This window comes from Klenkia marina (assembly GCF_900101025.1).
Taxonomy (GTDB): domain Bacteria; phylum Actinomycetota; class Actinomycetes; order Mycobacteriales; family Geodermatophilaceae; genus Klenkia; species Klenkia marina.
Genome location: NZ_FMUH01000002.1, coordinates 862,265 through 874,806 on the forward strand (window position 1 = coordinate 862,265; position 12,542 = coordinate 874,806).

General features: G+C 73.8%; 10 protein-coding genes and 1 pseudogene. 10 read left to right on the plus strand and 1 reads right to left on the minus strand.

The window, feature by feature from the left end; translation table 11 throughout:
* Nucleotides 1-14: 14 nt before the first annotated feature.
* The 4 genes and pseudogenes from hisC to BLP29_RS21530 all read left to right on the plus strand — a co-directional run.
* Nucleotides 15-1,130, plus strand: coding sequence for a histidinol-phosphate transaminase (hisC, locus tag BLP29_RS09435; protein WP_092802762.1), 1,116 nt, complete (start codon nt 15-17; stop codon nt 1,128-1,130).
* Nucleotides 1,131-1,167: 37 nt separating this feature from the next.
* Nucleotides 1,168-2,187: a tryptophan--tRNA ligase gene (trpS, locus tag BLP29_RS09440; RefSeq protein WP_092802764.1), complete on the plus strand. Its 1,020-nt coding sequence runs from the start codon at nt 1,168-1,170 to the stop codon at nt 2,185-2,187.
* A complete protein-coding gene (locus BLP29_RS09445) occupies nt 2,184-2,813 on the plus strand; it encodes a 2'-5' RNA ligase family protein (protein WP_243469817.1) in 630 nt (209 codons plus the stop codon). Before trpS ends, BLP29_RS09445 begins: the two co-directional genes overlap by 4 nt.
* Before the next feature lie 154 nt (nt 2,814-2,967).
* A pseudogene (locus BLP29_RS21530) lies at nt 2,968-3,699 on the plus strand (YihY/virulence factor BrkB family protein); the annotation flags it as partial.
* 31 nt (nt 3,700-3,730) lie between these two features.
* Here the strand turns inward: BLP29_RS21530 and BLP29_RS09455 are convergent.
* Nucleotides 3,731-5,299 carry a D-alanyl-D-alanine carboxypeptidase family protein gene (locus BLP29_RS09455; RefSeq protein ID WP_092802771.1) on the minus strand — a complete coding sequence of 523 codons (1,569 nt, stop codon included), beginning with the start codon at nt 5,297-5,299 and terminating at the stop codon, nt 3,731-3,733.
* Nucleotides 5,300-5,587: 288 nt separating this feature from the next.
* On the opposite strand from BLP29_RS09455, the gene BLP29_RS09460 reads away from it, so the two are divergent.
* The 6 genes from BLP29_RS09460 to BLP29_RS09485 all read left to right on the plus strand — a co-directional run bounded on the left by BLP29_RS09460 (nt 5,588) and on the right by BLP29_RS09485 (nt 12,481).
* Nucleotides 5,588-6,652 carry a BMP family lipoprotein gene (locus BLP29_RS09460; RefSeq protein ID WP_243469818.1) on the plus strand — a complete coding sequence of 355 codons (1,065 nt, stop codon included), beginning with the start codon at nt 5,588-5,590 and terminating at the stop codon, nt 6,650-6,652.
* A gap of 121 nt (nt 6,653-6,773) precedes the next feature.
* On the plus strand, nt 6,774-8,306 hold the full coding sequence (locus tag BLP29_RS09465) for an ABC transporter ATP-binding protein (RefSeq protein ID WP_243469819.1): 1,533 nt from the start codon (nt 6,774-6,776) through the stop codon (nt 8,304-8,306).
* Nucleotides 8,303-9,517: an ABC transporter permease gene (locus tag BLP29_RS09470; protein WP_092802780.1), complete on the plus strand. Its 1,215-nt coding sequence runs from the start codon at nt 8,303-8,305 to the stop codon at nt 9,515-9,517. Before BLP29_RS09465 ends, BLP29_RS09470 begins: the two co-directional genes overlap by 4 nt.
* Nucleotides 9,514-10,794: an ABC transporter permease gene (locus BLP29_RS09475; RefSeq protein WP_092802783.1), complete on the plus strand. Its 1,281-nt coding sequence runs from the start codon at nt 9,514-9,516 to the stop codon at nt 10,792-10,794. Before BLP29_RS09470 ends, BLP29_RS09475 begins: the two co-directional genes overlap by 4 nt.
* Nucleotides 10,794-11,204, plus strand: coding sequence for a cytidine deaminase (locus BLP29_RS09480; RefSeq protein ID WP_092802787.1), 411 nt, complete (start codon nt 10,794-10,796; stop codon nt 11,202-11,204). The genes BLP29_RS09475 and BLP29_RS09480 overlap by 1 nt, the downstream gene beginning before the upstream one ends.
* Nucleotides 11,201-12,481 (plus strand): thymidine phosphorylase, encoded by a 1,281-nt coding sequence (locus BLP29_RS09485; RefSeq protein WP_092802790.1) that lies wholly within the window; start codon nt 11,201-11,203, stop codon nt 12,479-12,481. Before BLP29_RS09480 ends, BLP29_RS09485 begins: the two co-directional genes overlap by 4 nt.
* Nucleotides 12,482-12,542: the final 61 nt, after the last annotated feature.

Consider the following 12,542-nt stretch of genomic DNA (forward strand, 5'->3'; position numbering starts at 1 on the left):
ACGGAGGATCCGTCATGGTCAGCCCGCGCGCCGCGGTCAGCGCTCTGCCGGCCTACCGGCCCGGTCGCAACCCGGCCGACCTGGCCCGCGAGATCGGGGTGCCGAAGGCGGTGAAGCTGGCCAGCAACGAGGTCGCCTTCCCGCCGCTGCCGGCCGTGGTCGCCGCGATCTCGCAGGTGGCGGGGGAGACCAACCGCTACCCCGACAACGGCGCCGCCGTCCTCACCGGGGCGCTCGCGCAGCGGTACGGGGTCGACCCCGGCCAGGTGGCCGTGGGGTGCGGGGCGGTCACCCTGCTGCAGCAGGTCACGCAGGCGTTCGTCGAGCCGGGTGCGGGCCTGGCCTTCGCGTGGCGGTCGTTCGAGATGTACCCGCTGCTGGCCCAGGTGGCCGGTGCCCGCGCCGTCCAGGTGCCGCTGGTGGCCAGTACGGGCGGAGGGCCGTCGGACACCCACGACCTCGAGGCCCTGGCGGCCGCGCTCGACGAGGACACCCGCGTCGTGCTGGTCTGCAACCCGAACAACCCCACCGGGACGGCGGTGCGGCGTGCCCAGCTCGAGGCCTTCCTCGACGCGGTGCCGGCGTCGACCCTGGTGGTGCTCGACGAGGCCTACCGCGAGTTCGTCACCGACCCCGAGGTCACCGACGGCACCGAGCTGATGCGCGGCCGGCCCAACGTCGCCGTGCTGCGCACCTTCTCCAAGGCGTGGGGGCTGGCGGGCCTGCGCGTCGGCTACCTGCTCGCCGAGGACCCGGCCGTCGCGGACGCCGTGCGCAGGACGCACGTGCCCTTCGGCGTATCGATGGTCGCCCAGGCCGCCGCGGTCGCCGCACTGGCCAGCGAGGACGAGGTGCGCGCCCGGGTCGCCGAGGTCACCGCCGAGCGCGACCGGCTCACGGCAGCGCTGCGCGAGCGCGGTCAGGCGGTCGCCGACAGCCAGGCCAACTTCGTGTGGCTGCCGCTGGGCGAGCGCACCGCCGAGGTGGCCGCCGGCCTCGAGGCGCGGGCGGTCATCACCCGGCCGTTCGCCGGTGAGGGCCTGCGGGTCACCGTCGGCACGCCCGAGGAGGACGACGTCTTCCTCGCCGCGTTCGACGAGGTCGTCGCGGGCGCGGACGCCCTCGGCTGAGCGGGTCCGCACCGGGGCGGGTGTGGCGCGTGGTTCGATGAGGGACGTGCCTGCTCCCCGCGTGCTGTCCGGCATCCAGCCGACGGCGGACTCCTTCCACCTCGGCAACCACCTCGGTGCGCTGCGGCAGTGGGTCAGCATGCAGGCCGACCACGAGGCGTTCTACTGCGTCGTCGACCTGCACGCGATCACCGTCGAGCAGGACCCGGCCGTGCTGCGCCGCCGCACGCTGGTGTCCGCCGCGCAGCTGGTCGCGCTGGGCGTCGACCCCGAGCGCAGCGCGCTGTTCGTGCAGAGCCACGTACCCGAGCACGCCCAGCTCGGGTGGGTGCTGCAGTGCCTGACCGGCTTCGGCGAGGCCGGCCGCATGACCCAGTTCAAGGACAAGTCGGCCCGTCAGGGCCAGGCCAGCACCAGCGTCGGGCTGTTCACCTACCCGATCCTGCAGGCCGCCGACATCCTGCTGTACCAGGCTGCCCGGGTGCCCGTGGGCGAGGACCAGCGCCAGCACCTCGAGCTGACCCGCGATCTGGCCACCCGGTTCAACGGTCGCTACGGCGACACGTTCGTCCTCCCCGAGGCCTACATCCCCCCGGGCGCGGCCAAGGTGCTCGACCTGCAGCAGCCGGACAAGAAGATGTCCAAGAGCCTGCCCGAGGCCGGGTGCGTGAACCTGCTCGACGACCCCAAGGTCATCGGCAAGCGCATCCGCAGCGCGGTCACCGACACCGGTCGCGAGGTCGTCTTCGACCCGCAGGGCAAGCCCGGGGTCAGCAACCTGCTGACCATCCACGCGGCCTTCTCCGGGGAGACCGTCGCCCAGCTCGAGGAGCGCTTCGTCGGCCGGGGCTACGGCGACCTCAAGAAGGAGCTCGCCGAGGTGGTGGTCGAGGCGCTGGCGCCGGTGCAGGCCCGCACCGCCGAGCTGCTGGCCGACACCGCCGAGCTCGAGCGGGTGCTGGCCGCCGGCGCAGCCCGGGCCCGCGAGGTGGCCGCCCCGACCCTGGCCACGGTGTACGAGCGGATCGGCTTCCTCCCCCCGCTGGGTACGCCGTGACCCGCCCGCTGCCCCCCGTGCCGCCGCCGGGTCCGCGCTCCGCCCGACGCCGGCACGACGACACCTTCGTGCCGCGCAGCGCGAACAAGGACGTCGGTGCCACCGCGGTGCTGGGCGTGGTGGTGGACATCCCCGAGCCGTGGGCGCAGCTGCTGGTCGACTGGCGCACCAAGTGCGGTGACCCGCAGGCCGGCGTCGTCCCCCCGCACGTCACCCTGCTGCCGCCCACCGAGGTCGCCGTCGCCGACCGGCCGCTCATCGCGGCGCACCTGGCCGGCGTCGCCCGCAGCCACCCGGCGTTCGAGATCCACCTGCAGGGCACGGGCACCTTCCGGCCGGTGTCGGAGGTCGTGTTCGTGACGGTGGCCCGCGGCGTCGTGGACTGCGAGCGCATCGCCACCGACGTCCGCAGCGGCCCGCTCGACCGTCCGCTGGCGTTCCCGTACCACCCGCACGTCACGGTCGCCCACGACGTCCCCGCCGACGCCCTGGACATGGCCGCCGCCGAGCTGGCCGACGTCAGCGCCACCTTCCGGGTCGAGCACTTCACCGAGTTCGAGCAGCAGCCCTCCGGCGCCTGGTCGGTGGCCCGCCGTTACCCCCTGACGGGTCTCGCCGGAGCCTGACGGCCTGCGGGTCCGAGCTGCGGCCTGCACACTCTCGGCCGTGACCACACCGCAGGAGCCGGCCGCCGGCGGCAACGTGATCACCCGGACCGTCGACCGGATCCGCGAGCTGATCCACCGCGGGCGCGCCCGGTACGGATGGTTCGACCACCTGGTGCACGCCGGGGGGCACTACAACCGCGCCCAGGCCGACACGCTGGCCGCGGCGGTCACCTACTACGCCTTCCTGGCGCTGTTCCCGGTCGTGCTGCTGCTGGCCTCCATCGCCGGTTTCGTGCTGGCCGGCAACACCGCCCTGCAGCTGGAGCTGGTCGGCGCCATCCAGGACGCGGTGCCGGGCAAGACCGGCAGCGACCTGGCGCAGTCGGTGGCCGGTGCCATCGGCGCCCGTCGGACGACCGGCGTGATCGGCCTGATCGGGTTCCTGGTGGTCGGCATCGGCGCCATCGACAAGCTGCGCGTCGGGATGGACACCATCTGGCGGGGCAAGCCCGACCCGCCCGACTTCCTCGGCGACCGGCTCAAGGACGTCGTCGTGCTGCTCGGCCTGGCCGGCGCCGGCGTGCTGTCGATCGCGCTCACCACCGGCACCACCGCGGCCTCCACCGTGGTCTTCGACGCGCTGGGCATCGACCGGGTCCCCGGCTTCTTCCTGCTCACCGCAGCGCTGGGCATCGGGCTGGCACTGGTCGGGGACACCCTGATGTTCCTGTGGGTGCTCAAGGGCGTGCCCGACACCCCGCACCGCGCGCGCATGCTGCTGCCCGGGGCGGTGTTCGGTGCCGTCGGCTTCGAGCTGCTCAAGCTGGTCGGCGGCTACTACCTGCAGATCCTCAGCGGCAACGTCACCGCATCGGCGTTCGGCGGTTTCGTCGGGCTGATCGTGTGGATCAACGTGGTCGCCCGGTTCGCCTTCTTCACGGCCTCGTGGACCGCGACCCTCCCGGCGGTCGAGCACTCGGACGCGCAGGTGCCGCACGGCCCGCCCGCGCCGACCCGGCTGCCCGACGTGGTGCTGGTCGACGAGCGGGGCCCTCGTCCGGCGCCGCTGACGCTGGCCGCGGGATTGGTGGGGGCAGGGTTCCTGGTGGGAGGGGCCCTGATGGGTGCGGCGGCAGGTCGACGGGCAGCCGCCGTGCGCCACCGGCGGGGGGCCCGGGCGGGCCGGCCTCGGGACGGCGCGGCGGGGGACGCCTGACGGCGCGGTCGTCGGACCAGCCGCCGGCGGGCACCAGCCGGACGGCGCGCCGGCGGCCCACCATCGTGGCCACGACGATCGCCACCGCCCCGGTGGCCAGCGCGACGGGCAGCAGCACCGACTCCGCGGGCGCCTGGGTGGACGCCGGGTCGACGGCGGGGGACTGCGCCGCGGCGACGGCGGCCGCGGCGTCCTGGGAGGTGAGCGTGCCGTCGGCGGGGGAGGGGACCGGGAGGTCGACGGCGGTCGCGTCGGTGTCGACGTCCCCGGGGCGCACGAGGGTGCCGACGCCGCCGCCGGCGGGGGTGGCGAAGCCCCAGTCCAGCAGCCGCTCGGCCTGCTCGGTGGTGGACACCGGGTAGCGCTCGGTCTGCATGAGGCTGACCACCAGCCGCCGGCCGTCGCGCGCGGCCGCGGCCACGAACGTGTGCCGGGCGGCGTCGGTGAAGCCGGTCTTGCCGCCCAGGGTCCCCGGGTACTCGGTGAGCAGCGTGTTCTGGGTCTGGATCTGGTACCCGTCGCTCTTGCCCGGCACGGCGGGCATCTGGGCGGTGGTCTGCTGCAGGACGGCCGCGGTCGTGGGGTTCTCGACCAGCTGGGCCATGATCAGCGCGAGGTCGTAGGGCGAGGAGGTCTGCCCGGCGACGTCCAGGCCCGACGGGGTGCCGGCGACGGTGTCCAGGGCCCCGATGCGCTGCGCGGTGGCGTTCATCGCCGCGAGCGTGGCGTCGACCCCGCCGGCGGCCCGGGCGAGGGCGTTGGCGGCGTCGTTGCCCGACTGCATCACCAGCGCGTCGAACAGCAGCGACACCGGGTACTGGCCGCCGGCGACGATGCCGACCCGGCTGCCCTCCATGCCCTCGTCGTCGGTGGTGCCCTCGACGACCAGCGTGGGGTCCAGCTCGGGGGCCAGGGTGAGCAGGGTCAGCGTCTTCAGGGTGCTGGCGGGGTAGTAGCGGCCGTGCGGGTCCTGTGCGCCGAGCACCTCACCGGTGTCGAGGTCGGCGACCAGCCAGCCGCGCGCGTCGATGCCCTCGGGCTGGGCCGGGGCGCCGGCGGCGGTGACCAGCCCGCGCGTGTTCAGCCCGTCGCCGCCCACGGTGCTGCCGTCGGGCGCGTGGCCCTGGGCGGGGCCGCCGTCCGGGGGCGCGGTCGGGGTGGGGGCGCTGGTGTCGACGGTGGGTCGGGCCCCGTCCTCGGCCAGCGCGGCGGGCGCTCCGGCCAGCAGCACGAGGCCGGTGACGAGTGCCACCGCGGCCGTGCGTGCACCGGGCAGCAGTGGTCGCATGGTGGTGGACGCTAACGGTGCGGTCGCCCGTACGGCGGGGTCCGGAGCGTGTCGGGTGGTCGGCCGTGACGCGTGTGCCGGGTGTGCCGACCTGTGCCCGGGACGTGTCCGGGTCCTAACGATCGGGTCTCGGTGCCCGGGCAGGGGTGCCGGGGAGCCGTCGGGCGCGGTTAGCGTGCCGCCATCGCTGCCCCGCCCTCACGGGCCGGGGCCGGCGGACACCGGAGTGCACACCCCGGGGCGCCCCGACCTCCGGGCGGGCGACGTCCCACACGAGAGGAGACCCCCTTGCGCCGAGCGCGTGGGATGAAGCTGGCCGCCCTGGCCATCGCCGGCAGCCTGGCCCTGGCCGCCTGCGCCAGCGACGAGCCCGCCGGCGGCAGCGGCGGCAGCGGCGGCAGCGGTGGTGGTGAGGACGGCCCGAAGATCGGTCTCGCCTACGACACCGGCGGCCGCGGCGACAAGTCGTTCAACGACTCGGCCTACGCCGGTGTCGAGGCCGCCATCGAGACCAACGGCGGCACCGTCCAGGAGATCTCGCCCAACAGCGACGCCTCCGACCGCGCCGACCTGCTCACCCAGCTGGCCGACCAGGGCTTCAACCCGGTCATCGCCGTCGGCTTCGCCTACGGCGACGTGATCGGTGACGTCGCGCAGCAGTACCCCGACACCTCGTTCGCCATCGTCGACTCCTCCGGTGTCGACGTGGCCGACAACGTCACCGGCCTGCTGTTCGCCGCCAACGAGGGCTCGTTCCTCGGCGGCGTGGCCGCCGCCACCAAGAGCGAGACCGGCAACGTCGGCTTCGTCGGCGGCGTCGAGACCCCGCTGATCCAGGCCTTCGAGGCCGGCTTCGTCGCCGGTGCCCAGGCCGTCAACCCCGACATCACCGTGCAGGTGCAGTACATCTCGCCCGCCGGTGACTTCTCCGGGTTCAACGACCCGGCCCGTGGCCAGATCGTGGCCCAGGGCATGTTCGACGGCGGCGCCGACATCGTCTACGCCGCCGCCGGCGGTTCGGGCATCGGCGTCTTCCAGGCCGCCGCCGCCTCGGGCAAGCGCGCCATCGGCGTCGACTCCGACCAGTACGAGACCGTCGGCGACCCGGCCCTGCAGGCCGTGATCATGACCTCGGTGCTCAAGCGGGTCGACAACGCCGTCGAGGCCTACATCGGCACCTTCGTCGACGGCTCCGTCGAGGGCGGCACCGACGTGGTCAGCGACCTGTCGACCGAGGGCGTGGGCCTGTCCTACTCCGGTGGCTTCATCGACGACATCAAGTCGACCATCGACGAGTACACCCAGAAGATCGTCGACGGCGACATCACCGTGCCGGAGACCCCGAGCAACTGATCCACTGCACAGCGGCACGAGGACGGCGGGCCCGGGCGGTAGCGCCCGGGCCCGCCGTTTCTCCTGTGTACGGTCCAACCGGCCGCAGTCCATGCGGAGCTCGAGCCCCTCGGGAGTGGTAGTGACGGAGTCAGCACCGTTGGCGGTGGAGCTGCGCGGGATCACCAAGCGGTTCCCCGGCGTGGTGGCGAACAAGGACATCGAGCTGCGGGTCGCCCGCGGCGAGGTGCACGCCATCGTGGGGGAGAACGGCGCCGGCAAGTCGACGCTGATGAAGACCCTCTACGGCATGCACCGCCCCGACGAGGGCCAGATCCTCCTCGGCGGCCGCGAGGTCGTCTTCAAGAGCCCGGCCGACGCCATCGCCGCCGGGGTGGGCATGGTGCACCAGCACTTCATGCTCGCCGACAACCTCACGGTGCTCGAGAACGTCGTCCTGGGCGCCGAGAAGCTGCACGGCATCGGCGGCGACGCCCGCCGGCGCATCGTCGAGATCTCCGACGCCTACGCGCTGGGCCTGGAGCCCGACACCCTGGTCGAGGACCTCGGCGTGGGCGACCGCCAGCGCGTCGAGATCGCCAAGGTGCTGTACCGCGGCGCCACCACGCTCATCCTCGACGAGCCCACGGCGGTGCTCGTGCCGCAGGAGGTCGACGAGCTCTTCGGCAACCTGGCCGAGCTCAAGCGCGAGGGCCTCACGGTCATCTTCATCTCGCACAAGCTCGACGAGGTGCGCAAGGTCGCCGACGCCATCACCGTCATCCGGCGCGGCACCACCGTCGGCACCGCCGACCCGCGGACGACGACGGCCAAGCAGCTCGCGGAGATGATGGTCGGCGCCGAGCTGCCCACCCCCGAGACCCGCACCTCCACCGTCCGCGAGACCCCGGTGCTGCAGCTGCGCGGGGTCACCGTGGCCGGGCCGGGCACCCGCCCCGCCGTCGACGACGTCACGCTCACCGTGCGCGAGGGCGAGGTCGTGGGCATCGCCGGCGTCGAGGGCAACGGCCAGGCCGAGCTCGTCGACGCCGTCATGGGTCTGCGCCCGCTGGCCGCCGGCACCATCGTGCTCGGTGCCGACGACATCACCTCGTGGACCACCCGCACCCGGCGCGAGCGCGGCATCGGCTTCATCCCCGAGGACCGGCACCGCCAGGGCATGCTGCTGGACGCCCCGCTGTGGGAGAACCGCGTGCTGGGCCACCAGACCGAGGCGCCGAACGCCAAGGGCCTGTTCATCGACCGCAAGGCCGCCCGGGCCGACACCGAGCGGATCATGCGCGAGTACGACGTCCGCGCCCCCGGGCCGGACACCCTGGCCGTCGCGCTGTCGGGCGGCAACCAGCAGAAGCTGATCGTCGGCCGCGAGATGAGCGCCGGACCCCGCCTGCTCATCGCCGCCCACCCGACCCGCGGGGTCGACGTCGGCGCCCAGTCGGTGATCTGGGAACTGCTCAAGGACGCACGTGCGGAAGGGATGGGGATCGTGCTGATCTCGGCCGACCTCGACGAGCTGATCGGCCTGTCCGACACGCTGCAGGTCATGCTGCGCGGCTCCGTCGTGGCGACCCTCGACCCGCAGGCGGTCACCCCCGAGCAGCTCGGCGGGTACATGACCGGCGCCGTGACCAGCCCCGCGGGGAGCGTGCAGTGAGCGCGCTGCGCCGCACCGGTCAGGCGTTGCTGGCCCCCGCGCTGGCAGTCGTCATCGCGCTGGTCATCTCCGCCGCGGTCATGGCCGCCATCGGGGTCGACCCGGCCCGGGCCTTCTCGGTCATGGTCGACTTCGGCGACACCCCGAGCCAGCAGGTCACCGCGATCGTCGTCGTGCTCAACCGGGCGGTGCCGCTGTTCCTGGCCGGCCTGGCGGTGGCCGTGGCGTTCCGCATGGGCCTGTTCAACATCGGCGTCGAGGGCCAGTACCGCATGGCCACCGTGGTCGCGGCCGGCGTGGGCGCCTCGGTGTCACTGCCCGGCCCGCTGCACGTGCTGCTGATCATCGTCGTCGCCATGGGCGTGGCCGCGATCTGGGCCGGCATCGTCGGCGTCCTCAAGGTCACCCGCGGGGTCAGCGAGGTGATCAGCTCGATCATGCTGAACTTCATCGCCCTGGGCCTGGCGTCGTTCCTGCTCACCGGCCCGCTGCGCGGCAGCGAGCCGGGGGCCTCGATCGTCACGACGACGGAGATCCCCGAGTCGGGGTGGTTCCCCTCGCTCAACGGCCTGCTGGGTGCCCTCGGCCTGGCGAACCCGCCCCGCCAGCTCTACGGCTTCCTGCTGGTGGCCGTCGTCGTGGGCGTCGCCGTCGCGGTGCTGCTCAAGCGCACCCGCTTCGGCTTCGACCTGCGGGCCACCGGCCTGTCGGCGTCGGCGGCCTCGGCCAGCGGCGTGGACGCCAAGCGCATGGTCATCACCACGATGCTCATCTCCGGCGCCGTCGCCGGGCTGATCGGCCTGCCCGACCTGCTGGGCTCCGACCACAGCTACGGCACGCAGTTCACCTCGGGGCTGGGCTTCCTGGGCATCGCGATCGCGCTGCTGGGCCGCAACAGCCCGCTGGGCATCGCCGTGGCGGCGGTGCTGTTCGCCTTCCTGGACCGCGCCTCGGTGCCGCTGCAGATCGCCAGCATCCCGTCCTCGGTGGTCACGATCATCCAGGGCACGATCGTGCTGGCCGTGGTCATCGCCAACGAGATCGCCCGGCGCATCGCCCGCCGGCAGGCCGAGTCCGGCAGCGCGGTCGCCCCGCCCGCCGCCGGCGACGGCAGCAGCCCCGAGCCCGGCAGCACCCCGCCGACCGGCCCGGCGCTGACCAACGCGACCGGGTCCGCCGGCCGCACCGAGCCCACGGGGAGCGCCCAGTGAGCACCGCCGTCCCCACCACCACGACCGCGCCCTCGCGGGGTCCGGTGACCGAGCTGTTCCTGGGCGGGGGCCGCGGCCGCCGCATCACCTGGATCCTCGTCGGCCTGCTGCTGCTCGTCTCGGCCGTGCGGGTCATCTCCGGGCAGCAGGCGCTGACGTCGTCCTCGACCATGGCCGCCACGCTGCTGCTGGCCGTGCCGCTGCTGCTCGCCGCCCTGGGCGGGCTCTTCGCCGAGCGCGCGGGCGTGGTCAACATCGGCCTGGACGGCATGATGATCCTGGGCACCTGGGGGGCCGGCTTCGCCGGTTACCAGTGGGGCTGGCAGGGCGCCGTCGTCGGGGGCATCGTCATGGGCGCGCTCGGCGGCCTGCTGCACGCGGTCGCCACGGTCACCTTCGGCGTCGACCACGTGATCTCCGGTGTCGCCATCAACATCCTCGCCGCCGGCGTCGTCCGCTTCCTGTCCGAGAGCATCTACGTCGACAACCCGGCCGGCGGCGGCGTCACGCAGTCCCCGGCCATGTCGTCGCGGCCGCCCACGTTCTCGCTGCCCGTGCTCTCCTCGGGTCCGGACCTGCTGGGCAAGCTCGAGGACCAGCACTGGTTCCTGGTCAGCGACCTGGCCGGCGTGCTGCGCGGGGTCAGCAACGGCGTCGGGGTGCTCACCGTGCTCGCCGTCCTGATGGTGCCGGCGGCGTACCTGCTGCTGTGGCGCACCCCCTTCGGCCTGCGGCTGCGCTCGTGCGGGGAGAACCCGGCCGCCGCGGACTCCCTCGGTGTGCCGGTCTACCGGCTCAAGTACATCGCCGTGGTCATCTCCGGCGGACTGGCCGGCCTCGGTGGCGTCTTCCTGGTCTTCATCGCCAACATCTACCGGGAGGGCCAGACCAACGGCCGCGGCTTCATCGGTCTGGCCGCGCTGATCTTCGGCAACTGGCGGCCGGGTGGGCTGGCCGCGGGTGCGGGCCTGTTCGGCTTCGCCGACGCGCTCCAGCTGCGCAGCCGCACCGGGGTGGTCGCCCTGCTCCTGCTCGTGGCGATCCTGCTGCTGGCCGTCGCGGTCGTGCAGGGCGCGCGCGGCAAGTACACGCAGGCCATCACCGCCGCCGCCTTCTCCGCGGCCTCGCTGGTCGGCTACATCACCATCGAGGAGCTGCCGGAGGGCATCGTCAGCTTCACCCCGCACCTGACCACGTTGCTGGTGCTCTCGCTGGCCTCGCAACGTCTGCGCATGCCCAAGGCCGACGGCCTGGTCTACCGGAGAGGCGAGCACTGATGCCCGACGTCGACTGGGACTCCCTGCGGGCCGCGGCCCGCGAGGCCATGACGCACGCCTACGCGCCGTACTCCAGCTTCCCGGTCGGGGTGGCCGGGCTGGTCGACGACGGCCGCGTGGTCACCGGCTGCAACGTCGAGAACGCCTCGTACGGCATCGGGCTGTGCGCCGAGTGCGGCATGGTCAGCGAGCTGGCCCGCACCGGCGGGGGTCGGTTGGTCGCGGTGGCCTGCGTGGGCGGCGACGGGCAGCCGTTGATGCCCTGCGGCCGGTGCCGGCAGCTGCTGTGGGAGTTCGGCGGCGCGGAGATGATGATCGAGACGGTGTCGCTGGGCATCGTGCCGATGCGCGAGGTGCTCCCCGACGCCTTCGGCCCCGACGACCTCATCAAGGCGGCTGAGCGGGCATGAGCGAGCACGACGCGATCGACGTCATCCGCGCCAAGCGCGACGGCGTGGAGCTGACCGGTGACCAGATCCGCTGGGTGATCGGCGCCTACACCGCGGGCCAGGTGCCCGACGAGCAGATGAGCGCGCTGCTCATGAGCGTGTTCTTCCGCGGCATGACGCCGGACGAGCTGGCTGCCTGGACCCGGGCGATGATCGACTCCGGCGTCCGCAAGGACCTCTCGTCGCTGGGCCGCCCGACCGCCGACAAGCACTCCACCGGCGGGGTGGGCGACAAGACCACGCTGCCGCTGGCCCCGCTCGTGGCCGCCTGCGGGGTCGCCGTCCCGCAGCTCTCGGGCCGCGGCCTGGGGCACACCGGCGGCACCCTGGACAAGCTCGAGGCCATCCCCGGCTGGCGGGCCGCGTTGAGCGAGGAGGAGTACCTCGGGCAGCTGCGCGACGTCGGCGCGGTCGTCTGCGCCGCGGGCAACGACCTCGCCCCGGCCGACAAGCTGCTCTACGCGCTGCGTGACGTCACCGGCACCGTCGAGTCGATCCCGCTGATCGCCAGCTCGATCATGAGCAAGAAGATCGCCGAGGGCGCCGACGCGCTGGTGCTCGACGTCAAGACCGGCTCGGGCGCGTTCATGAAGGACGTCGAGAGCTCCCGCGAGCTGGCCCGCACGATGGTGGGTCTGGGCGAGGTCGCCGGCGTGCACACCGTCGCGCTGGTGACCGCGATGGACCGCCCGCTGGGCCGCTCGGCGGGCAACGCCGTCGAGGTCGCCGAGTCCCTGGAGGTGCTCGCCGGGGGCGGCCCGGCCGACCTGGTCGAGCTGACCCTAGCGCTGGCGCGCGAGATGCTCGCCGGCGCCGGTCGCGGCGACGTCGACCCCGCAGCTGCCCTGGCCGACGGCCGGGCGATGGACAGCTGGAAGGCGATGATCCGCGCGCAGGGCGGCGACCCCGACGCCCCGCTGCCGCAGCCGACCGAGCGGCACGTGGTCACCGCGCCGGCCACCGGCACCCTCACCCGGCTCGACGCCTTCTCCCTCGGCGTGGCCGCGTGGCGGCTGGGTGCCGGCCGGGCCCGCAAGGAGGACCCGGTCAGCGCGGCGGCCGGCGTCGTCTGGCACGCGTCGGTGGGGGAGCAGGTCACCGCCGGTCAGCCCCTGCTGGAGCTGCAGACCGACGACGCGAGCCGCATCGACCGCGCACTGCAGGCCCTCGAGGGCGCCGTCGGCGTCGACACCGACGACACCGTCCTCCCCCTGGTCGTCGACCGCATCACGTCCTGACGAGCGGGGGCCCGGAGGGTCCCCCGACGAAGGACTCGTCCCTCCCCGGCGACGGGTGGCC